Annotated in this window: 19 protein-coding genes and 1 tRNA gene; 13 read left to right on the top strand and 7 right to left on the bottom strand. The window is 69.0% G+C overall.

Annotated elements, in window-relative coordinates:
* Positions 1-897: an alpha/beta fold hydrolase gene (locus K3A84_RS05970; protein WP_225008893.1), complete on the top strand. Its 897-nt coding sequence runs from the start codon at positions 1-3 to the stop codon at positions 895-897.
* Here the strand turns inward: K3A84_RS05970 and K3A84_RS05965 are convergent.
* A complete protein-coding gene (locus tag K3A84_RS05965) occupies positions 894-1,940 on the bottom strand; it encodes a DUF2332 domain-containing protein (RefSeq protein ID WP_225008414.1) in 1,047 nt (348 codons plus the stop codon). The genes K3A84_RS05970 and K3A84_RS05965 overlap by 4 nt on opposite strands.
* A gap of 54 nt (positions 1,941-1,994) precedes the next feature.
* Here K3A84_RS05965 and hisG point away from each other — a divergent pair, with 54 nt between their 5' ends.
* From hisG to nusB, 3 genes are read left to right on the top strand one after another with little or no spacing between them, the layout of a single operon-like run.
* On the top strand, positions 1,995-2,669 hold the full coding sequence (hisG, locus tag K3A84_RS05960; RefSeq protein WP_225008413.1) for an ATP phosphoribosyltransferase: 675 nt from the start codon (positions 1,995-1,997) through the stop codon (positions 2,667-2,669).
* Positions 2,669-3,958, top strand: a complete 1,290-nt coding sequence (gene hisD, locus K3A84_RS05955) for a histidinol dehydrogenase (protein WP_225008412.1) — start codon at positions 2,669-2,671, stop codon at positions 3,956-3,958. The genes hisG and hisD overlap by 1 nt, the downstream gene beginning before the upstream one ends.
* Positions 3,955-4,407: a transcription antitermination factor NusB gene (nusB, locus tag K3A84_RS05950; protein ID WP_225008411.1), complete on the top strand. Its 453-nt coding sequence runs from the start codon at positions 3,955-3,957 to the stop codon at positions 4,405-4,407. Before hisD ends, nusB begins: the two co-directional genes overlap by 4 nt.
* Before the next feature lie 119 nt (positions 4,408-4,526).
* On the opposite strand, the gene K3A84_RS05945 is transcribed toward nusB, so the two are convergent.
* The 4 genes from K3A84_RS05945 to astD all read right to left on the bottom strand — a co-directional run bounded on the left by K3A84_RS05945 (position 4,527) and on the right by astD (position 9,237).
* On the bottom strand, positions 4,527-4,901 hold the full coding sequence (locus K3A84_RS05945; RefSeq protein WP_225008410.1) for a VOC family protein: 375 nt from the start codon (positions 4,899-4,901) through the stop codon (positions 4,527-4,529).
* 89 nt (positions 4,902-4,990) lie between these two features.
* Entirely contained in the window at positions 4,991-6,469 is a 1,479-nt protein-coding gene (gene glpK, locus K3A84_RS05940) for a glycerol kinase GlpK (protein WP_225008409.1), read from the bottom strand.
* Positions 6,470-6,527: 58 nt separating this feature from the next.
* Positions 6,528-7,817, bottom strand: a complete 1,290-nt coding sequence (locus K3A84_RS05935) for an N-succinylarginine dihydrolase (RefSeq protein ID WP_225008408.1) — start codon at positions 7,815-7,817, stop codon at positions 6,528-6,530.
* Between the two features lie 4 nt (positions 7,818-7,821).
* A complete protein-coding gene (astD, locus tag K3A84_RS05930) occupies positions 7,822-9,237 on the bottom strand; it encodes a succinylglutamate-semialdehyde dehydrogenase (protein ID WP_225008407.1) in 1,416 nt (471 codons plus the stop codon).
* A gap of 88 nt (positions 9,238-9,325) precedes the next feature.
* On the opposite strand from astD, the gene K3A84_RS05925 reads away from it, so the two are divergent.
* The 9 genes from K3A84_RS05925 to K3A84_RS05885 all read left to right on the top strand — a co-directional run bounded on the left by K3A84_RS05925 (position 9,326) and on the right by K3A84_RS05885 (position 18,961).
* Positions 9,326-10,258, top strand: coding sequence for a LysR substrate-binding domain-containing protein (locus tag K3A84_RS05925; protein WP_225008406.1), 933 nt, complete (start codon positions 9,326-9,328; stop codon positions 10,256-10,258).
* A gap of 271 nt (positions 10,259-10,529) precedes the next feature.
* Entirely contained in the window at positions 10,530-10,883 is a 354-nt protein-coding gene (locus K3A84_RS05920) for a hypothetical protein (RefSeq protein ID WP_225008405.1), read from the top strand.
* Between the two features lie 80 nt (positions 10,884-10,963).
* Complete coding sequence (locus K3A84_RS05915; protein WP_225008404.1) at positions 10,964-12,940, top strand: TonB-dependent receptor family protein; 1,977 nt, start codon at positions 10,964-10,966, stop codon at positions 12,938-12,940.
* 16 nt (positions 12,941-12,956) lie between these two features.
* Positions 12,957-14,369 carry a PepSY-associated TM helix domain-containing protein gene (locus K3A84_RS05910; RefSeq protein ID WP_225008403.1) on the top strand — a complete coding sequence of 471 codons (1,413 nt, stop codon included), beginning with the start codon at positions 12,957-12,959 and terminating at the stop codon, positions 14,367-14,369.
* A 64-nt stretch (positions 14,370-14,433) separates the two neighbouring features.
* Positions 14,434-15,723 carry an aromatic ring-hydroxylating oxygenase subunit alpha gene (locus K3A84_RS05905; protein WP_225008402.1) on the top strand — a complete coding sequence of 430 codons (1,290 nt, stop codon included), beginning with the start codon at positions 14,434-14,436 and terminating at the stop codon, positions 15,721-15,723.
* The gene (locus K3A84_RS05900; protein WP_225008401.1) at positions 15,708-16,289 is read left to right on the top strand and encodes a TetR/AcrR family transcriptional regulator; all 582 of its coding nucleotides are present in this window, start codon (positions 15,708-15,710) and stop codon (positions 16,287-16,289) included. The genes K3A84_RS05905 and K3A84_RS05900 overlap by 16 nt, the downstream gene beginning before the upstream one ends.
* A gap of 111 nt (positions 16,290-16,400) precedes the next feature.
* Positions 16,401-16,474, top strand: a tRNA-Gly gene (locus tag K3A84_RS05895).
* Between the two features lie 206 nt (positions 16,475-16,680).
* Positions 16,681-18,285, top strand: coding sequence for a sensor histidine kinase (locus K3A84_RS05890; protein ID WP_225008400.1), 1,605 nt, complete (start codon positions 16,681-16,683; stop codon positions 18,283-18,285).
* Positions 18,266-18,961: a response regulator transcription factor gene (locus tag K3A84_RS05885; protein WP_225008399.1), complete on the top strand. Its 696-nt coding sequence runs from the start codon at positions 18,266-18,268 to the stop codon at positions 18,959-18,961. Before K3A84_RS05890 ends, K3A84_RS05885 begins: the two co-directional genes overlap by 20 nt.
* Before the next feature lie 12 nt (positions 18,962-18,973).
* Here K3A84_RS05885 and K3A84_RS05880 read toward each other — a convergent pair whose 3' ends face one another.
* On the bottom strand, positions 18,974-20,374 hold the full coding sequence (locus K3A84_RS05880; protein ID WP_225008398.1) for a hypothetical protein: 1,401 nt from the start codon (positions 20,372-20,374) through the stop codon (positions 18,974-18,976).
* Positions 20,375-20,415: 41 nt separating this feature from the next.
* Positions 20,416-21,156, bottom strand: a complete 741-nt coding sequence (locus tag K3A84_RS05875; protein ID WP_318248282.1) for a glutaredoxin family protein — start codon at positions 21,154-21,156, stop codon at positions 20,416-20,418.
* Positions 21,157-21,179 lie beyond the last annotated feature (23 nt).

Below are 21,179 nucleotides of genomic sequence, written 5' to 3'. Positions count from 1 at the left end.
ATGATGGAACAGAAGCTGGTCACGCTGAAGAACGGCATCGAACTCGCGGTGGTCGACGAAGGCCCGCGCGATGCGCCGGTACTGATCTTCCTCCACGGTTTTCCCGAATCGCATCGCACATGGCGGCACCAGATCCGCCATTTCTCCGACCGCTATCGCTGCATCGCGCCCGACCAGCGCGGTTATGGCCGCTCGGCCAAGCCCGAAGGCGTGGAGAATTACACCGCCAACAACATGATCGGCGACGTGTTCCGCCTCGCAGATGCGCTGGGCGTCGATACGTTCACCGTGGTCGGTCACGACTGGGGCGGCGCGATTGCCTGGGGCGTGGCGCTGACCGGGCAGAACACGCGCGTGACCCGCGCGGTGGTCGCCAACGCCCCACACCCCGGCGTCTTTCCCAAGCTGGTGTGGACCGACAAGGCCCAGCGTCAGGCGAGCCAGTACTTCCGCGACTTCCGCGATTCCCTGAATGACGAAGCGCTCGACAAGGGCGGCCTCAAGCCGCTGCTCGGCAAGTCCACAACCGAGCTGTTCAGCGACAAGATGGAACCGGAGGAACGCGCCGCGCTCGAAGCCGACTGGGCCGATCCCAAGACGGCCAAGGCCATGGTCAACTGGTATCGCGCCAGCCCTGTCTTCGTGCCGCCGATGGATGCGCCCTTTGCGCTGCCTGCGGACTACAAGCCGCTCAATGTCCCGGTACTGGACATCCCGACGCTGGTGGTCTGGGCGATGGATGACCCGGCGCTGTCTCCCGCCAACCTCGATGGGCTGGCCGAGACGATCCCCGAACTTTCGATCGAGCGCGTCCACGATTGCGGGCACTTCGTGACGTGGGAAGCGGCAGACCAGTTCATAGCCGCGATGGAGGCATTCCTGGCACGGACGGCCTAGGCACCAAACCACTCCACCCACGCCCCATGCGCGTGCGCGGTGCCGAGCAGGTGGTCCTCGCCATCCCCCGGCCAGAAGCGCACGCGCAACTCGTGGCGGAACGTCGCGCGGTTGGTTTCCAGCTGCACCCACGCCAGCCGCCGCCGCGCGTCGGCCCGCGCGCCCGACTCCGCCATCGCCGCCTCGATCCGCGCGCGCGTCTCGGGCGGCAGGTACTGCCAGACGATGGAGTGATAGAACACGCGCGTGGTGTCGTCCTCTTGTGGCGCGGCAAGGCGCTGTTCCACGAAATCGGCCGCGTCCATCTGTGTCAGCTTCGGCGGCTGCTGGCCGGCGAGCGCGATCGCGGCGTCGATACGCGCGATGCGCTCGGTCACTTCGGCCCAGACATAGGCCTTCAGACGCAGCGCCTGTTCGGGATCGGCAAGGTTGACCGGGGCGCGGTCGCAGCCCTCGATCGCAACGATCTCGACCGGCGCCTGCGGCGGGGGCGGCCCCTTCCATTCGGGGCGGATGTGCATGGGCGACTCGGGGCACCCGGCGCTTGTCCCGCCAAGGTCGAAACGGAAGCGCTCCATCATCGTGTTGACGCCCGCGCTCGCGCCCAGTTCGTTCATCTCGAAGCGCGGACCAAGCCGCGGCGAGAGCCACAGCAGCGCCGCCATGATCGAAGCCGAACGGCCCGCCTCATTGGTCTGCGGCGGGCCATCGAGCCACGGCAGCAGCGCCGCATCGTGGTCGCGCGTCACCGCCAGCACCAGCGCATCGACCTCGGCCTGATCGGTCACCTCGCCGCGATAGACCGCCGCCAACCGCGGATCTGCGCCGGTCAGGGCGAGGAAATGGTGCCCGCCCGCCAGCCGCAGCGGCAGCGCATCCTCCAGCGGACGCCCCGGCCAGTGCGCCAGCGCGCGGCCCACCGCCGTCCCTCCATCGAGCAGCCCAAGCTGCGCGCGCACCACGCGGCCGGTGCATGGCGCACCGTTGTTGGCAGCGTGATCGGCTTGCCAGCGGATCGCGCCCGCGACGTTCTCGATTTCCATGATCGGTTGCACGAGGTTGCCCTTTCCGGCCCTTTGCCATAGGGGCGCGAGGTCATGACCACCGCCGCCCAGCTCGTCTTCGCCCTGCCCAAGGGCCGCATCCTCGATGAAGCGCTGCCCCTGCTCGAACAGGCAGGCGTGGTGCCCGATGCAGACTTCTTCAACAAGGCCTCGCGCGCGCTTTCGTTCGCCACCAACCGGCCCGACGTGAAGATCATCCGCGTCCGCGCCTTCGACGTCGCCACCTTCGTCGCCCACGGCGCGGCGCAGATCGGCGTGGTCGGCTCCGACGTGATCGATGAATTCGACTATGCGGACCTCTACGCGCCGGTCGATCTCGACATCGGCCATTGCCGCCTGTCGGTGGCAGAGCCGGTCAGCGCGGTGGAAAGCGGCGCCAATGCGCGCGAAAGCCATGCGCGCGTCGCCACCAAGTATCCCAACCTCACCCGCCGCCACTTCGAAAAGCTGGGCGTCGCGGCCGAGGTCGTGAAGCTCAACGGCGCGATGGAACTGGCCCCTTCGCTTGGCCTTGCCAGCCGCATCGTCGACCTCGTGTCCACGGGCAAGACGCTCAAGGACAACGGCCTTGTCGAAACCAGCCGCATCCTGCCGGTCTCGGCGCGCCTGATCGTCAACCGCGCCGCCTTGAAGACCGACAGCGCGCGTCTCGGCGGCCTGATCGACGCCTTCCGCGAACTCGTCGCCAAGCGCAAGGCCGCCGCCTGATGCTCAAGCTGCGCACCCGCGACGCAGGCTTTGCCAAGGCGTTCGCCCGGCTCGTCAAGGATCGCCGCGAGAGCGATGAAAACGTCGCGCGCGACGTGCAGACGATCATCGAGGACGTGCGCCTGCGCGGCGACGAGGCGCTGGCGGAATATACCGAGCGCTTCGACCAGCACTTGCCCGCCGACGATGACTGGCGCATTTCCGCCGACGCCTGCCGCGAAGCGTTCGATGCGTTGAAGCCCGATCTGCGCGCCGCGCTGGAATTGGCCGCGCAGCGCATCCGCGCCTACCACGAAGCGCAGCTGCCCGAAAACCGCGACTATACCGACGCCGCGGGCATCCGCCTCGGCGCGCGCTGGAGCGCGGTCGATGGCGCGGGGCTCTATGTCCCCGGTGGACGCGCGGCCTACCCCTCATCGCTGCTGATGAACGCGATTCCCGCCAAGGTCGCGGGCGTCGGGCGGCTCGTCGTCGTCACGCCCACGCCCAAGGGGGTGATCAACTCGCTGGTGCTGGCCGCCGCGCACCTGGCCGGCGTGGACGAAGTGTGGCGCGTCGGCGGGGCGCAGGCCGTGGCCGCGCTCGCGCATGGTACGGCCCGCATCAAGCCGGTCGACGTCATCACCGGCCCCGGCAACGCCTGGGTCGCCGAAGCCAAGCGCCAGCTCTATGGCGTGGTCGGCATCGACATGGTGGCAGGCCCTTCCGAAATCCTCGTCATTGCGGACGCCAGGAACGATCCCCAGTGGATCGCCGCCGACCTGCTGAGCCAGGCCGAGCACGATCCCGCCGCGCAGGCGATCCTGATCACCGACGACGAAAAGTTCGCCGATCAGGTGGCCGACATGGTCGGCGTCGAGATCGCTCTGCTGCCCACGGCCCGGGTCGCCAAGGCAAGCTGGGAGGCGCACGGCACGATCATCGTGGTCGATTCGCTCGACGAGGCCCCGGCGCTCGCCAATGCGCTCGCCGCCGAACACGTCGAGATCGCCACCGACGACCCCGAACGCCTGTTCGACCAGATCCGCCATGCGGGCTCCGTCTTCCTTGGGCGCATGACGCCCGAGGCCATCGGCGATTACGTCGCCGGTCCCAACCATGTCCTGCCCACCGGGCGCCGCGCGCGGTTCTCCTCGGGCCTTTCCGTTCTGGATTTCATGAAACGCACCAGCTTCATCGCGGTCAGCGATGCTTCGATTTCGGCCGTTGGCCCCGCCGCCGTGGAACTCGCCGAGGCCGAGGGCCTTGCCGCGCATGCCCGCTCGATCGCGCTGAGGCTCGGCCAGTGAGCAGCGGCAAGGACCAGACCCGCGCCCGCTCCGCCGCGCGCCTCGCCGCCGTCCAGGCGCTCTACCAGGTCGAGATGGAGAGCCCTGAGCTGCACCTGCTGCTCGACGAATTCCACATGCACCGGCTGGGCGCCGAGATCGAGGACGTGGAATACGCGCCCGCCGATGTCGCCTTCTTCGACGACGTGGTCCGGGGCGTGGTCGCCCGCCGCGACGAGATCGACACCCTGCTGGCAAGCAAGCTGGCCGAAGGCTGGTCGCTGCCCCGGCTCGACCGCACCATGCTGCAGATCCTGCGGGCGGGCACGTGGGAGCTGATGGCGCGCAACGACATCACCGTCGGCACGGTGATCAATGAATACCTAGACGTCGCCCACGCCTTCTTCGACAAGCGCGAGGCCAAGTTCGCCAACGGCGTGCTCGATGCGGTGGCCAAGGCGGTTCGCTGATCCGCTGTTGATCGCATGAAAAAGGGCGCGCCGGTCACCCGGTCGCGCCCTTTTCCTTTTCGGCCCTCTCCCCTCCCGCAAGCGGGAGGGGTCGGGGGTGGGCACTCTGCCCGTCGCGCTTACGAACCGATGACGTGCAGCGCGCAAAGCTTGTTGCCCGCCGGATCGCGCAGGTAGGCGAGATAGAACGGGCTGCCTTCACGCGGTCCCGGCGGATCTTCGCAAGCCACGCCGCCATTGGCCACGCCCGCAGCGTGCCAGGCGTCGGCCTGTTCCGGGGTCATCGCGAAACCGATCGTGCCGCCGTTGGCGCCGCAGGCCGGTTCGCCGTTGATCGGCTGCGTGACGAGGAACATCGAGCCGTTGTGCTGATAGATCAGGCGGCCCTTCTCGTCCTGGATCGCGGGCTTGCCGCCGAACGCGGCGAAAGTCGCGTCGTAGAACTTCTTCGATGCGGCAATGTCGTTGCTGCCGACCATCACGTGACTGAACATTGAGGAATCCTCTCCCTGTTGAGCAAGGTGCCAGCGGTGTGCCCGCCCGCATGGGGGGCGGTCAAGCCTCGGTGGCCGTTTGCAACGGATTAGCGCTGCGAGAGCGTGCGCCCCACCGCATCGCGCCACAGCGCGGCCAGCGCGGCCCGGCGTTCCGGGGCCATCGCGGGCGTGAAGCGGGCGGCGCTTTCCCAGGTGCGCGACAGGTCATCGAGCCCCGACCACACGCCCGTTGCAAGGCCTGCGTGGAAGGCCGCGCCCAGCGCGGTGGTTTCGAGATTGGTCGGCTTTTCCACCGCGACGCCCAGCATGTCGGCGAGGAACTGACACAACCAGTCGTTGGCGGCCATGCCCCCGTCGATGCGCAGCGCCGAAGCGAGCGCGCCGCTGTCCTTCGCCATCGCATCGACCAGATCCATGGTCTGGAAGGCCACTGATTCGAGCGCGGCGCGGGCAAGGTGCGCCGCTGTCGCGCCCAGCGTCAGGCCGAAGATCGCCCCCTTGGCGTCCGGGTCCCAGTACGGCGCGCCGAGGCCGGTGAAGGCAGGCACCATGACCACGCCGTGGCTGTCCTCGACTTGCGCGGCAAGGCCGTGCGTCTCGCTGGCATGGGCAATCACGCCCAGCCCGTCGCGCAGCCACTTCACCGCCGCGCCCGCCACGAAGATCGAGCCTTCGAGCGCGTAAGTCATATGCCCGCCCAGACGATAGGCTGGCGTCGTCAGCAGGCGATTGGCCGAATGCGGCGCCTCGTGCCCCGTGTTCATCAGCATGAAGCAGCCGGTGCCATACGTGCTCTTGGCCATGCCGCGCGCAAAGCAGGCCTGCCCGAACAGCGCGGCCTGCTGGTCGCCCGCCATGCCGGCGATGGGCAGGCTCGCGCCGAACAGATCGGGCGCGGTCGTGCCGAACAGGCCTGAATTGTCGCGCACCTCTGGCAGGATCGCCATCGGCACGCGCAGCAGCCGGCACAGTTCCTCGTCCCAGCACTGGCGGCGGATGTCATAAAGCAGCGTGCGCCCCGCGTTGGTCACGTCGGTGGCGTGGACCTGCCCGCCGGTCAGCCGCCAGAGCAGGAAAGTGTCGATCGTGCCGAAGGCGAGGTCCCCCCGTTCGGCGCGCGCCCTTGCGTCCGGAACGTGGTCGAGCATCCACGCCGCCTTGGTCGCGCTGAAATAGGGATCGAGCAGCAGGCCGGTCCGGTCCGTGACCATCGCCTCCACGCCCTCGGCTTTCAGCGCGGCGCAGGTTTCGGCGGTACGGCGGTCCTGCCACACGATCGCGCGGTGGATCGCCTCGCCCGTGCTGCGGTCCCAGATCACCACCGTTTCGCGCTGGTTGGCGATGCCGATGGCCGCCACCTGCGCCAGCGGGACAGCCCCCAGCGCATCGCGCGCCACGGCGACGCAATCGCGCCAGATGTCCTCGACATCGTGCTCCACCCAGCCAGCCTGTGGATAATGCTGGGGAAACTCACGCTGCGCGGTGGCGACGGCGCGTGCCTGCTCGTCGAACAGAATCGCGCGGGTGGAGGTCGTGCCTTGGTCTATCGCCAGAACGTGCCGCACTTGCCTCTCCGCCGCTGTTATCGGCGCAGATGACACCGGCGATGCGACGCGCGCAAGATCACAGTTCGCCGCTGGCGAACCCCAGCGTTTCGAGCAGCGCGGCACGCGCGGTGCGGCATTGCCGCCACAGCGCCGGATGGCCGAGATCCTCGGGCGCGATCCGTTCGGGCCAATGCGCCTCGATCACCTGCGCCATGCGTTCGGCCTTCGCGGCATCAAGCAGGAAGCGCGGGTCGATCGCGGCAAAGGCCTCGTCGCTCACCGCCACGCGCAGGCGCAGGCAGGCGGGGCCGCCGCCGTTGCGCATCGATTCGCGCACTTCGACCACTTCCAGCCGCCGGATCGGGCCATTGCTGGCGACCAGTTCCTGCAACCAGTCCCAGACCTCGACCACCTCACGCACCTCGCCCGGCAGGACCAGCGCCATGCCGCCTTCCGGCAGGCTGACGAGCTGCGAGTTGAACAGGTACGACCGGATCGCGGCGTCGAGGCTGATGCGGCTGGCAGGGGCCTCGATGATCTCGACCTGCGGCAAGGCAGCGCGGATCGCAGCATGGGTGCCCGCACGGTCCTCGAAGGCCAGTTCGTGCGTGAACAGCACGGTCTCGTTGGCGACAGCGACGACATCGTTGTGGAACGCGCCCGCGGCAATCGCCGCATCGCTCTGGCAGACCAGCAGCGTGCGCGCCGGATCAAGGCCGTGGCGGCGGACGACGGCAGCGCTGGCGGCCTTGTGCTGGCGCGCAGGAAACTCCGCCCGACCCTGCTCGCCATAGACCAGCACTTCGAGGCCGGGTTCGCCATGGGCACTGGCCAGACGCATGAAGTTGGCCGCGCCTTCGTCGCCAAGGCCCGACGGCACCGGGCCGTGGATCGCAAAGTGGCGCGTGTCGGCAAAGGCGAGCTGCAACTGGCGCAGCGTCTGCGGCGCTTCCAGCGAGCGATGCAGCATGGTCGAAAGATTGGCGACCGAGATGTGGCAGCGGCCATCGGCGCAATCGGGCGCGGGGCTGACGGTCCCTGCGTTGGCAGTCCACATCGCGCTGGCCGACATGGCATTGCGCAGCAACGCGGGCTCGCTGTTCCACGCGGCCTCGCACACTTCATCGTCGCTGCCCGCAAAGCCCAGCGTGCGCAGCCAGTCGGCATCAGGGCGCGCGTGGGGCAGCAGGAAGCCCTGCGACAAGCCGAGATCCATGACGCGGCGCATCTTGGCGAGGCCTTGCAAGGCGGCGGCGCGCGGGGAGGAAACGCCGCCCGCGTTGCGCGCCGAGGCGAGATTGCCCAGCGAGAGCCCGGCGTAGTTGTGGCTGGGGCCGATCAGCCCGTCGAAGTTGACCTCGCGCATCGGATCAGTCCTTCAGGCCGACGAGATCGGCGGTCAGATCAGCCAGCGCCGGGCTTTCGAACGAGGCAACGGGATAGGCGCAGTAGTCCGCCGCGTAATAGGCGCTGGGGCGGTGGTTGCCCGAGGAACCCAGCCCGCCAAACGGCATCGCGCCGCTCGCGCCCGTGGTCGGGCGGTTCCAGTTGACCACGCCTGCGCGGCTGCGGGCGAGGAAGTCGTCCCACTTCGCCGGGTCTTGCGAAACCACCCCGCCCGCAAGGCCGAAGGCGGTGGCGTTGGCGAGCGCGATGGCCTCGTCCCAATCGCGGGCGCGGCGGACTTGCAGCACGGGCGCGAAGATCTCGGCGTCGGGCACGTCGAGGCCGGTCACGTCGAGCATCGCTGGCGTGACGAAGGCGGCGGAGCGGCCAGCGACGCCCGTCAGCGGGCGGATCACCTTCGCGCCGCCTGCGACCAGCGCAGCATAGGCGCGGTGCGCCGTCTCTGCGGCGCGGGCCGAGATCAGGCTGCCGAGCGTGGGCTGCGGGTCTTCGTCCCACGCGCCGATGGTCATGCGACCCGCCAGCGCGGCGACGGCATCGACCATGGCGTCGCCCACAGCGCCGGTCGGCACGATCAGGCGGCGCGCGCAGGAACAGCGCTGGCCGGTGGTGGCAAAGGCCGAGGCCGCCACGATCGAGGCAACCGTTTCGGGCGCGCCGTCCCATGCGATCAGCGGGTTGTTGCCGCCCAGCTCGAGCGCGAGGATCACGTGGGGGCGATCGACCAGCGCGCGGCGCAGCGCGGTGCCGGTGGTGGCGCTGCCGGTGAACAGCAGTCCGTCGATATCGGCATCGACCAGCGCCGCTCCGGTCTCGCGCGCGCCCTGCACCACCTGCAGCACGTGCGGAGGAAGCCCCGCGTCGCGCCACAGCGCGACCATCGCCTCGCCCGTCAGCGGGGTTTCCTCGCTCGGCTTGAACACCACGGTGTTGCCCGCGAGCAAGGCGGGGACGATGTGGCCGTTGGGCAGGTGGCCGGGGAAGTTGTAGGGCCCGAGCACCGCCATCACACCGTGCGGCTTATGGCGCAGCACCGCCGCGCCGAACGCAGCGGGATCAGTGCGGATGCCGGCGCGCTCGGCCTGGGCGCGGATCGACAGTTCGACCTTGCCGACCATCGAGCCGACTTCCGCCTGCGTCTCCCACAGCGGCTTGCCCGTCTCCTGCGCGATCGTGCGGGCGAGATCCTCGGCCTTGTCCTTCAGCCGTGCGGCATAGGCGCGGGCGAGCGCCACCCGCTCCTCCAGCGGCGTGCGCGACCAGCCGGGCAGCGCGGCGCGGGCGCGGGCGACGGTGGCGGCGACGGTGGCGGGATCGGCGGCCTTCCCTTCCCAGAGCAGCGCGCCGGTGGCGGGACAGGTGGAGGTGAGGATGGTCATATCAAAGGCCTGTCAAAAGCGGTTCGTTGACAATGTACAGGCGCGTCGGGGGTTTCCTAAGCCTAAACTTGGGCCTTATACATGACCAATGGTTATGAAGGACGAAGATCCGCGCCTGCTGCCGCCGCTGTCGATGCTGCGCTGCTTCGAGGCCGCCGCGCGCGAAGGCACGTTCAGCCGCGCGGCCGAGCTGCTGGGCCTGACCCAGAGCGGGGTCAGCCGCCAGATCGCGCACCTGGAGGACTGGCTGGGCACACCGCTGTTCGAACGCCACGGGCGGCGCGTGGCGCTCAATCGCGCCGGACAAGCCTACCTTGGCGAGATCGGCCCGGCGCTCGGCCTGATCCGGTCGGCGACGCGGCGGCTGGTGTCGCCGCAGGGGCGCGGGGTGACGCTGGCCAGCCTGCCCGGCTTTGCCATGCGCTGGCTGGCCCCGCGCCTGCCAATGCTGTCCGCCGTCCACCCCGACCTGATGGTCAGCGTGATCGCGCGCACCGACCTGTTCGACTTCGCCACCGAGGATTTCGACGCCGCGATCCACGTCGGCCCGCCTGACTGGCCGCCGGGCGCGGGCGGCCAGCCACTGGTCCACGAACGGCTGTTCGGCGAGGTGATGGTGCCGGTGATCGCGCCCGCGCTGGCCGACCGGCTGGACATCGAAACCCCGCAGGACCTGTTGCGCGCGCCGCTGCTGGCGCTGTCGGCACAGCCGCAGGCCTGGGGCCGCTGGTTCGCACAGGCCGGGATCGACCTGCCCGGCGGACCGCCGCGCCAGCGCTTCTCGCAATTCCTGATGCTGGCGCAGGCCGCCGCAGCAGGAGGCGGCGCGGCGCTGTTGCCGCGCTTTCTGGTCAAAGCCGAACTGGCGGCGGGATTGCTGGAAGTGCCCTTCGACCTGCCGCTGGAAGGCGGACGCGATTATTTCCTCGTCCACCCGCCGCACAAGGCGCGCGATCCGGAGTTCATGCGGTTCAAGGCGTGGATGCTGGGGGAGGCGCGGAACGATTTGGCGGAGGCATGAAGAAGGAATTGCAGGGATTTACCATCCCTGCACCCTGTTCATCGGCATCGTCATGACTGTGATGGCGGGGATCGCTGACGACGGTGCGCGGTGTTTCTAGCGGCGGGGTTCCCGCATTCGCGGGAATGACGGGTTGGGGCGGTGGGGAAAAGCGCCCTCGCCTTTCGTAGGGGGTTAACACTAAGCCGGGTGACAGCAGCACGCTTCGGGCGTAACGGCGCGGGCCATGAGGGGTTTGCGGAGCATCCTTTTGCGTAAGTCGCGGCTGGCCATGGCGCTGGTCGCGCTGGCGCTTGCGATGCGCGCGCTGATCCCCGCCGGGTTCATGCCCGGCAGCACCGCGACATCGAGCTTTACCGTGCTGGTCTGCGCCGATGCGACCGGATTGCACGCCCCCCTGACGATCAAGGTCGCCAAGCAAAGCGCGCCGCCGCAGGCGAAAGCCAACGAGCATTGCGCCTTTGCGGGCCTTGGCATGGCGGCGCTGGGCGGGGCCGATCCGGTGCTGCTGGCCGCCGCCATCGCGTTCCTTGTCGCGCTGGGCTTCGGCCCTGTCGCCCTGCCCGCGCTGCGGCGCGCGCCGCGTGTCCTGCCGCCGCCCTGCGGCCCCCCTGCCCTGTCCTGAGCCGCGCTTGCGGCTGAACTGACGCAATGATCGCGTGCTTACGCGCGGTCCATGCCACGCATTTCAGGACTGGCTTTTTCATGAAGATTTCGCGTTTTGCGCTCGCGCTGGCGAGCATGGTTCCCTTTGCCGTTCACGCGCAGCAGGCGCCCGATGAGGGCGATGCCCGCCGGGCGATCATCGTCGTGGGCAAGGGGCAGGCAGAGCTTGCCGAAGAACAGGTGAAGGCAACCCCGGGCGGCGTCGATGTGGTGCCCTATGCCGACTATGCCGACAGGACGGTGGTGTCGCTGCGCGACACGCTGGCGTTTTCGCCCGGCGTCTACACCCAGCCGCGCTTCGGGCAGGAAGTGCGCATCTCGATCCGCGGATCGGGCCTTTCGCGCAGCTTTCATATGCGCGGGTTGACGCTGTTGCAGGATGGCGTGCCGATCAACCTGTCGGACGACAACGGCGACTTTCAGGAACTGGAGCCGATCTTCCTCGACCATCTGGAGGTCTATCGTGGCGGCAATGCCCTGCGCTTCGGGTCGGGCACGCTGGGTGGCGCGATCAATGGGGTGACGCCGCACGGCGACACCGCCCACGGGGTGTTCGCGCGGATCGACGGGGGATCTTTCGCCATGATCCGGGGCCTTGTTTCAGGCGGGTTCGGCGATGAAAGCCTGAATGCGTGGGCGGGCGTTTCGGCGGACAGCCACGACGGCGACCGCGACCATGCCAGGCGCCATTCGCTGCGCTTCAACGGCAACGTGGGGGCTACGCTGGCCGAAGGGCTGACCACGCGCTTTTACGCCAGCGTCAACGACATCCACCAGAAGCTGCCGGGCGCGCTGACCATGGGTGATGCGCTGGCGACGCCCGAAAAGGGCAACCTGCTGGGCGATCAGGCGCGCGACATCACCTCGCTGCGCTTGCAGAACCGCACCACGCTGGATCTGGGCGCGGCGACGATCGAGGCGGGCGCGTTCTATAACCACAAGGAGCTGTTCCACCCGATCTATGTCGTGATCGACCAGAAGAGCGACGACAAGGGCGCCTTCGTGCGGAGCGAATGGCGGGGGGATCTGGTTTCGGCGACGCTGGGCGGCGAGATCCGCTGGGGCACGACACAGGCCCGCCAGTTCGTCAACGTCAGCGGGCATCGCGGGGCCCAGATCTTCGAAGCGCGCCAGCGCGCGCGCACGGCCAGCCTCTATGGCGAAGTGCGCGTGACGCCGACGGCGGGTCTGTCGCTGATCGGCGGCGGGATCTGGGCCGATGGCTGGCGCGAACAGGATCGCACCCTGCCCAGCGCCGTCAGGGGCCGTGCCTCGTTCCGGGCGTTCAGCCCCAAGCTGGGGGTGCTGTGGCAGCCGGTGGCGGGCGTGGACGTCTATGCCAATTTCAACCGCTCGGTCGAATTCCCGACCTTCGTGGAACTGGCGCAGAAGGCAGATTTCGTGGCCGTGAAGCCGCAGAAGGCGTGGACCGCGGAAGTGGGCACGCGTGGGGCCGTGGGCAAGCTGGCGTGGGACGTGACGTATTATCGCGCCACGCTGAAGGGCGAGATGCTGCAGTATACGGTGCGCGCGGACATCCCGGCGAGCACCTTCAATGCGGGCCGCACGCTGCATCAGGGGATCGAGGCGGGGCTTTCGTGGCAAGCTGCCGACTGGCTGCGCCTGCGCGAAGTGTGGCAGTGGTCGGACTTCCGCTTCCGCAAGGACGCGCAGTACGGCGACAACCGCCTGCCCGTGGTGCCGCGCCATGTCGTGCGCAGCGAAGTGCGCTTCGGCGACGAGGGCCTGCACGTGGCGCCCAATGTCGAATGGGTGCCGCAAGGTGGCTTTGCCGACTATGCCAACACCACGCGCACGCGGGGCTATGTGCTGGTCGGGGTGAGCGCCGGGGCCACGCTGCGTGACGGGCTCGACCTGTTCCTCGATGTGCGCAACCTCGCCGACCGCAAGGCCATCGGCGACGTGGCCGCGACGATCACGGCCAGCGGGGCTTCGGCCATCTACTACCCGGTCGAGCGGCGGGCGGTCTACGCCGGGCTGCGCGCGCGGTTCTGACAGAAGGGGACGGGACATGACCGCACAGGTGCAGCGCGCCGCGCTCTATCGCACGATCTGGCGCTGGCATTTCTATGCCGGGCTGCTGGTGATCCCGCTGGTGGTGCTGCTCGCCTGCACGGGTGCGGTCTACCTGTTCAAGCCGCAGATCGACGCATGGGAGGAACGCGCCTTTACCGGCATGGCCGATAGCGGCAGCGTATCCCCGCAAGTGCAGGTGGAGGCGGCGCTGGCCGCCTTCCCCGGCGCGACGCTGCACTATTATCGCCTGCCCGCGCGCGAGGGCGATGCCGCGCTGATCCACCTTGCGCTGCCGGGCAAGGTGGGGATGCGCGACGTGTTCGTCTCGCCGCGCGGCGCGGTGCTGGGCTCGCTGGGCAGCGAGACGCGGATTTCGGAAATCGCGCACAGGGTTCACGGGCAGCTGCTGCTGGGGCGCAAGGGCAGCTGGCTGGTCGAACTGGCGGCCAGCTGGGCGATCGTGCTGATCGTGAGCGGGCTGTACCTGTGGTGGCCGCGCGGGGTGCGGCTGGCGGGCGTGGTCTGGCCTCGGCTGGGCGGCGGGGGGCGGCTGATGTGGCGCGACCTGCACGCGGTCACGGGGTTCTGGGTTTCGGGGCTGGCGCTGGTGCTGCTGGTGACGGGGCTGCCCTGGGCGGACGTGTGGGGCTCTGCCTTTCGCGCGGTGCGGGTGGAACTGGGGCTGGTGAAAGGGCAGCAGGCGTGGACCGTGGGCGGCAAGGCCCCGCCGCCGATGATCGCGGGTGCGGACCATGGCGGGCACGATCATGCCGCGATGCTGGCCGCCGAAAGCGCGGGCGCCATGCCCATGGCGATGCCGATGGCGCACGCGCACCACGGCGGGGCACAGGGGCCGGGCCTTGCCGAGATCGTCGCCGAAGCAAAGGCGCAGCACCTGCCCTTCCCCGTCGTGGTGGTGCCGCCGGGCGCGCCGCAGGCGTTCGGCGCTCCGCCGCGCAGCGACTGGACCGTGCGTTCGGACACGCAGAACCGGCCGCTGGGGGTGACGGTGCATTTCGACGCGCGGACCGGGCGCGAGACGGGGCGCGAGACCTTTGCCGACAAGCATCCGATCGACCGCGTGGTCGGCTATGGCGTGGCCTGGCACGAAGGCGCGCTGTTCGGCTGGATCAACCAGCTGATCGGGCTGGCGACGGCGCTGATGCTGGTCATGCTGGCGGTTAGCGGCTTCGTGATGTGGCGACGGCGCAAGGATGAGGACACGCTGGGCGCACCGCCGCTGCCGCAGGTGCCTGCGCGCATCGGCGGAGTGGCCGTGATCGTGGCGGTGCTGGCGCTGTTGCTGCCGATGCTCGCGATCTCGCTGGCGGGCGTGGCCGTGCTCGAACATCTGGTGCTGCGCCGCATTGCGCCAGTGGCGCATTGGCTGGGGCTGCGCCCGGCCTGAGCATCGTCATGAAACACGTGTTGCATCACGTGGGCGGGACTGGTATTTCCGCGTGGGAGAGGACGTGGAGGACGACAGGATCGTGGAGCAGGCAACGACGACTAGGGACACCCGACTGAGCGCGCAGGCGCGGAGCCTGCTGGAAGGCATGGCGACCGACCTGTTGCAGCACCGGGCGCAAGGCACCTTCCCGCTCGAGGACGCGGTGATGCGGCTCGACGCCAGCGCCTATACCTGTCCCGAACGGTTCGAGGCCGAGAAGCAGCGCATCTTCCGCCGCGTGCCGCTGGTACTGGGGGCATCGTGCGAACTGCCCTCGCCCGGCGATTTCAAGACCATGGACGTGGCGGGCATCCCCGTGCTGGTGGTGCGCCACCGCGACGGTTCGGCGCGCGCGCTGTTCAACAGCTGCACCCATCGCGGCGCGGCGGTGGCGCAAGGCTGCGGCACGGCGGCGCGCTTCACCTGCCCCTACCACGGCTGGACCTTCGCGCAGGACGGCGCGCTGGTGGGCGTTGCGAGCGCGAGCGACTTCGGCGCGGTGGACAAGGCCGCGCTGGGGCTGAAGGCCTTTCCCACGGTGGAGCGCGCCGGGCTGATCTGGGCGATCCTCGATGCCGAAACCCCGCACGATCCGGCCGATCTGCTGGGCGGGATCGACGCCCTGCTCGATGGCTTCGGGCTGGCGGACTGGACCTTCGTGGAAACGCGCGCGTTGCCCGGCCCCAACTGGAAGCTGGCATTCGACGCGCATCTCGAATTCTACCACTTGCCCGTGCTGCACCGCGCCACTTTCGGGCCGGAGCGCAGCAACCGGGCGTTCTACTATCGCCACGGGCCGCACCAGCGCGTGATCGGCCCCGCCCCGCGCCCCGGCGATGCCGCCGCCAGCGAAGACGCGGCGGACGATCTCTACACGCTCGGGCGGCTTCCGCAGGGGGATGAGCCGGTCAATCCGTTGATGATCGGCGAATGGATCGTGTTCCCCGGCGTTTCGATCAACATCTTCCACCCCAATGGCCGGCGCGGGGTGTTCATCTCCACGGTGCTGCCCGGCACGCAAGTGGGCGAATCGGTGACGGTGCAGACCTACCTGTCGGAAACCCCGCCCGACGCGGAGACGCGCGCCAAGATCGCCGAGCTGTGCGCCTTCCTTGCCCATGTCGTGGGCGAGGAGGACCTGCCGACGTCTGCGCATCAGCAGAAAGCGCTGGCAGCAGGCGTGCTGCGCGAAGTGCGCTTCGGCCGTAACGAGGGCGGGCTGCACCATTTCCACAAGTGGATCGACATGCTGGTGGACAGCGACGATGCGGCGCTGGCACAGCTGCTCGCCGATCCATGCCGCCCTATGTAGACCACGACCTGCGCCGCCACGAACTGGCCGAAGTCGCCGCCGATCTCGTCGCCATGGGCGGCGCCGAGGCGGCGACGGTGCGCGCCATCGCCAGCGCGGGCGGCTTCAGCACCAAGGTGGTCAGCCACTACTTCGCCGACAAGCGCGCGCTGATGCTGGCGACGTATGCCCATGCCGCGACCTGCGCCGCGGCGCTGGCCGAGGCCTCGCAGCCCGCAACGGGGGCCGACGTGGCGGCATTTCTGCGCGCGCTGCTGCCGATCAGCCCGCCGGCGGCGCGCAACTGGCGGGTGTGGTTCGCCTTCTGGGGCCGCGCCATCGCGGACGCGGAACTGGCCGCCGAACAGCAGACCCGCGCCGCGCACTTCGTCGCGCGCATCACCGATGCGCTGGCCGTGGACCCGGCCCATGCCGAGACCCCGCCCGCCCTGCGCCCGGACCTCGCCGCGCGCGCCTTCAGCACATTGGTCGGCATCGCCATGCAGGCGGTGTTCGACCCCGCCGCATGGCCGCCCGAACGCCAGATCGCGATGCTGCGCGACACTTTGTCCGCCAACACGGCTTGACCTTGGCGCAGGCGTTGTGGCAAGCGCCCGTCTCCTGCGGGGCGGGCCGGACAACGGACGCCGCACCGCACGCGCCAGCCACCATGGAAGCCAAAGGCTTCTGGCCGGAATGCGGGTGTAGCTCAATGGTAGAGCAGCAGCTTCCCAAGCTGAATACGAGGGTTCGATTCCCTTCACCCGCTCCACTTTCCCGACCTCGAGCAATCCCGCCTTCACCCACGTGGCTCTTGAGACGGAGCCGGCGTTCGTGGCCCGGTGCATCGGGGTTTCGGCGGTGCGATGCAGGACCGGGGAGCGATGTTCCTTGCAGGCTGGACGGCGGCTGCCTTCACAAGCGTTGGCCGACATGGCATGGTTGTTGAACTGCAGTTCAAGAGCCGTGCCCGTCCCTATGTCCAGCTTGCGGACCTCGTCCGGCCTTTCCTTGCGCATGGCGGTGATCGCCTTGCTGCTGGCGATGATGATCGCGGCGCCCGGCGTGGTGGCTGAAGCCAACCTCGTCACCATGCGCAAGGAGAACGAGCGCGCCGGGCATGCGTCCACCGCGCTGCGCGAATACCTCGTGCTCGAAGCGATGGGCGATGCGTTCGAACGGCGCATGGCGACCGGCGGCTTTGCCACACCCGGCCAGCGCGGCGCGGCGCTCGCGGCGCTTGATGCGCAGCTCGACCGGATCGACCGCGCGACCAGCCATGAAATCACGCTGATCGGAAGCGAGGACTTCGCCACCGTCAATCGCGAGGCCCAGATCGCCGAGGAGCGGCTGCAGGAAGTCGATACCCGCCACTTGCGCGCGAGCTTCGCCCGGATGGTGGCGCAGCCCGCATCGGCATGGCCCGCCCCCGGTGGCGACTGGCGCGCGATCGTGCGGCACGGCATCGAAAACGAGCAGCTTGAAGTGCGCGCCGCGCAAGTGCGCGCGGTCGATGCGCTGGAACGCACGCAAGTGGCCTTCTTCGCCACGGCCGCCTTGCTGGTGCTGGGCGGGCTGGGGCTGATGGCGTGGACACGCGCGAACGTGCTCGATCCGCTGCAACGGCTGCTCGATTCGACGCGGCGGGTGGCGCAGCGCGACTTCGCCATGAACCTGCCCGATCGCGGCCCGCGCGAATTCCGCCTGCTGAACCGCGCGTTCAACGCCATGGCCGCCGAAACGGCGCGCGCGCAGGCGCGGCTCGAAACAGCCAACCACGATCTTGAGGACGAAGTCCGCCAGCGCACCGCCGATCTGCTGGCCGCCAACGCCTCGCTGCGCGCGCTCGATCATCACCGTCGCAACTTCATCGCCGCCGCCGGGCACGAACTGCGCACGCCGATCGCGGTGCTGCGCAGCGATGCCGAAGTGGCCCTGCGCGATCGCGCGCCGACGCTGGACGGGCTGCGCGCCAGCCTGGAGCGCATCGTGCGCAGCGCCGGCACGCTGGGCCGGCTGATCGAGGACATGCTGCGCGTGGCGCGCGCCGATGCGCCGGTGCTGTCCTACGAACGCGAGAGCGTCGACCTCGACACGCTGGTGGCGAGCGCGCTGGCCGATTTCCGCCCGGTGGTCGAAGCCGATGGTGGCAGCGTGTCGCTGACCGGCATCGGACGCCCGCTGCCGGTGCGGGTCGATCCCTTGCGCATCGGCCAGGTGCTGCGCATCGTGTTCGACAACGCGGTGAAGCACGGGTCCGAAGAGCCGTGCATCTGCGTCACGCTGGCAATGCAGGCGCACGAAGCGGTGGTCGAGATCGCCGATTGCGGCGATGGCATAGCACCCGACCTGCTGCCCCACCTGTTCGATCGCACACGCTGGCCCCGGCGGCGCGACGAGGATGGCCACGGCCTTGGCTTGACAATCGCCGCCACGATCATGGAAGCGCATGGCGGACGGATCGAAGTGCGCTCGGAAGCGGGCATGGGCGCTGTAGTGACGCTGCGGCTGCCGTGTGCGATGGATGGGGCCGACCCACTCGAAACAGGCGAAGAGGACCACAATGCGCTTGCTGATCGTTGAGGACGAAGCCGAACTGGCAGCGTCGCTGGCGCGGGGACTGACCGCGGAAGGGTACGAGGTCACCCATGCCGCTGATGGCGAGGCGGCGCTGGCCGCCGCGCTGGCGACCCGCTTCGATTTCGTGCTGCTCGACCTGATGCTGCCCGACATGAGCGGCTTCGACGTGGCCGAGGAGTTGCGCCTGCGCGGCATCGCCAGCCCGGTGATCATGGTGACCGCGCTCGACGAGGTGAAGGACCGCGTGGCCGGCCTGCGCGCGGGAGCCGACGACTACATCGTCAAGCCCTTCGCGTTCGAGGAACTGCTGGCCCGCATGGAAGCCGTGCTGCGCCGCGCCGCGCCCGCCGCGATTCCCGCTGCAAACGCAGGCGCTCCCGGCGGGCCCGTCTCGTTCGGCACGATCACCATCGACCACGTGCGCAAGCAGGCGACGATCGACGGCAAGCCCTTCGCGCTCACCTCGAAGGAGCTGGACCTGCTGATGCTGCTGATGCTCTCGCCCGGCAAGGTGTTCTCGCGCCACGAGATCCTGCGCTCGGTGTGGACGATGGACGACGATCCGCTGACCAACATCGTCGAAGTCTACATCAGCCGCCTGCGCCGCAAGCTGGCCGGGCACGGCGCGCAGATCGAGAACGTGCGCGGCTTCGGCTACCGGATCGCGCAAGCGGCCTGATCGCGGGGGGCCTCACCCGGTTATGCGCAACCGGGTGAACACCATTCCGCTGGTCGGCGTGCCGCCATAGGCGGGCTTGATCGCGTCCGGCAGCGCATACGTGCTGACAAGCCCGCCAAAATCGAGCGCGACCTTGCCGATCGGCACCGAATGGAAGCCGCCAAGGCTGAACTTGGACACGTTGAACACGCGACCCTCCAGCGGTCCGCTGTCGAACAGTTCGCCCTTGTCGCCGTTCTCGCCGCGCCCGAACACGGTCCAGCGCCCCCATTGCAGCGCGGCTTCGAGCAGGAAGGCGTCGGTGGCGTGCGCGTGGTGGTCATCGCCTGCATGATCGCTGCTGACCGGCGCATTGCGCCCCCAGGCGAAAGTCGTCTGCAGGTTGCGCGCCTTGCCCAGCGGCAGGTTCCACGTTGCCGACGCCGTGGTGCGGTGGACGTTTTCATCCGGGTGCAGGCCCTCGGGGCTCTTCAGGAAGCCGTGGCTGACCTGCAACGACAGGTTGGCCGTGGGATTCCACGTCGCGCGCGCCGACCAGCTGTCGAAACGCGGGCGCTCGATGTCCCAGCGGTTCTGGTCGGGCTCGCGGCCCGTGAAGACCGATCCTTCGAGCTTGACCGGCCCGGCCACGATCCCCGCCGTGGCGACGCCGAACGTGACGTGCGTCGAATCCAGCCAGTGGTGCGAGACCGGCGCTTCCGGGTTCGCCATGCCGGAAAAGCGGTGCATGAACGTGGTCGGCCCCAGCGCGGGCTCGCCCGGCAGGCCGAAATAGACGAAGCCCGAGACATGTTCGCCCAGCGGGTGGCTGTAGGTCGCCGCCAGCTCCATGAAGGCATCGTGCGGGTGCTGGCGATCGATCAGTTCGGTCCGGCCGTCCGCCGTCTCGCCGGTGGCGAGCAGCAGCCGATAGCCGCGCTTGCCCATCAGCGGGTCGAGGCTGCCCATCGCGCGCAAGGTGAGCGTGCCGCCTGCCAGCGGGCGCTGCGCCATGCCCATCAGCATCGAGGACGAGAACGTGCTGTTTCCGCCGCGCGGACCGCCCTGCCAGTCCTGCACCAGTGCCACGTTGCCGTGGATCATGGTCGACCAGCTGCCCAGGCTTCCCATGATCGCCTGCATCGGCGCGGAATCGGGCTGCCAGGCCGTGCCCGAGCTGTCGCGCATCATCGCATAGCCGCCCAGCGCGCCAACCATGCCGTGCATGTCGTGGTCCATCGCCGCGTGGTCCATGGCGGCGTGGTCCATGGCGGCGTGGTCCATGGCCGCGTGGTCGACGGGCGTCGGAGCGGGAGCCGGGGCATCGTGATGCATCGCGCCGTGATCCATCCCGGTCATGTCCATCCCTTGCATGTCCTGCGCCGCGGCGGGCGTGGCGAGCATAGTGAAGGCGAGCAGCAGGGGGATACGCATCGAAATCTCCGGTGAAAAACGCGCAGGAAGGGAAACAGGGCTCACATCCACAACGACCACAGCGCCATGGCGACCATCATCACGTTCTCGGTCAGCGACAGCGCGCCCAGCGGCACGTTCGACGAACCGCCCACGCAGGCGCATTTCAGCTCGCGCCGGTCGATATACACGGCCTTGATCACCGACACCGCACCGATCGAGCCGATGAACAGCGCGACCGGAATGGCGATCCATTGCAGCACGCCCGCCACCATCAGCACGCCTGCCAGCGCCTCGGCAAAGGGGTAGAGCGTGGCATAGGGCACCCAGTGCCTGGCCAGCAGGTCATAGTTGAGGAACATCGTGGCGAAGCGGTCCACGTCCTGCAGCTTGAGGATCGCCAGCACGCACATGCTCAGCGCGATGAACCATTCGCCCGCGCGCACCGTGAACGGCGTGCCAAAGGCGGCCATGCTGGTGGCCAGCGCCATCAGTGCGGTCATCGCGAAGACCGCGAGGACCGGGCGATAGCTGGTCTCGCCGGGCTTTGCCACCCGCAGGCCGAAATACCGGCGCAAGTCGTCATAGCCACCCACGCGCGCGCCATCGATGAACACCTGCGGCGTCGTCTGCACGCCGTGTTCGGCCTTGAACGCGTCGGTCGCCTCGCGCGTGGTCAGCCAGCGATCCTCGACCGCGAAGCCGCGCCAGTGCAGCAGGTCCAGCGCCTTGAGCCCATAGGGGCAAGTGTGGGTGGGCATGACCATCCGGTGGAGGACGGCGGTTTTCCGATTGCGGGACATCGTGATTGCCTGCTTGTTCAGCG

Source organism: Novosphingobium percolationis, from assembly GCF_020179425.1.
Lineage (GTDB): Bacteria > Pseudomonadota > Alphaproteobacteria > Sphingomonadales > Sphingomonadaceae > Novosphingobium > Novosphingobium percolationis.
The sequence above is the reverse complement of the archived record's forward strand: the minus strand, read 5'-3'. Positions and strand labels throughout refer to the sequence as shown.

What these genes read in the sequence shown, in the direction of transcription:
- K3A84_RS05970 (WP_225008893.1), top strand. Translation starts at nt 1, where the DNA reads ATGATGGAACAGAAGCTGGTCACGCTGAAGAACGGCATCGAACTCGCG.
- K3A84_RS05965 (WP_225008414.1), bottom strand. Translation starts at nt 1,940, where the DNA reads ATGGAAATCGAGAACGTCGCGGGCGCGATCCGCTGGCAAGCCGATCAC.
- hisG (WP_225008413.1), top strand. Translation starts at nt 1,995, where the DNA reads ATGACCACCGCCGCCCAGCTCGTCTTCGCCCTGCCCAAGGGCCGCATC.
- hisD (WP_225008412.1), top strand. Translation starts at nt 2,669, where the DNA reads ATGCTCAAGCTGCGCACCCGCGACGCAGGCTTTGCCAAGGCGTTCGCC.
- K3A84_RS05945 (WP_225008410.1), bottom strand. Translation starts at nt 4,901, where the DNA reads ATGTTCAGTCACGTGATGGTCGGCAGCAACGACATTGCCGCATCGAAG.
- K3A84_RS05935 (WP_225008408.1), bottom strand. Translation starts at nt 7,817, where the DNA reads ATGCGCGAGGTCAACTTCGACGGGCTGATCGGCCCCAGCCACAACTAC.
- astD (WP_225008407.1), bottom strand. Translation starts at nt 9,237, where the DNA reads ATGACCATCCTCACCTCCACCTGTCCCGCCACCGGCGCGCTGCTCTGG.
- K3A84_RS05925 (WP_225008406.1), top strand. Translation starts at nt 9,326, where the DNA reads ATGGTTATGAAGGACGAAGATCCGCGCCTGCTGCCGCCGCTGTCGATG.
- K3A84_RS05920 (WP_225008405.1), top strand. Translation starts at nt 10,530, where the DNA reads ATGGCGCTGGTCGCGCTGGCGCTTGCGATGCGCGCGCTGATCCCCGCC.
- K3A84_RS05915 (WP_225008404.1), top strand. Translation starts at nt 10,964, where the DNA reads ATGAAGATTTCGCGTTTTGCGCTCGCGCTGGCGAGCATGGTTCCCTTT.
- K3A84_RS05910 (WP_225008403.1), top strand. Translation starts at nt 12,957, where the DNA reads ATGACCGCACAGGTGCAGCGCGCCGCGCTCTATCGCACGATCTGGCGC.
- K3A84_RS05900 (WP_225008401.1), top strand. Translation starts at nt 15,708, where the DNA reads ATGCCGCCCTATGTAGACCACGACCTGCGCCGCCACGAACTGGCCGAA.
- K3A84_RS05890 (WP_225008400.1), top strand. Translation starts at nt 16,681, where the DNA reads ATGTCCAGCTTGCGGACCTCGTCCGGCCTTTCCTTGCGCATGGCGGTG.
- K3A84_RS05885 (WP_225008399.1), top strand. Translation starts at nt 18,266, where the DNA reads ATGCGCTTGCTGATCGTTGAGGACGAAGCCGAACTGGCAGCGTCGCTG.
- K3A84_RS05880 (WP_225008398.1), bottom strand. Translation starts at nt 20,374, where the DNA reads ATGCGTATCCCCCTGCTGCTCGCCTTCACTATGCTCGCCACGCCCGCC.
- K3A84_RS05875 (WP_318248282.1), bottom strand. Translation starts at nt 21,156, where the DNA reads ATGTCCCGCAATCGGAAAACCGCCGTCCTCCACCGGATGGTCATGCCC.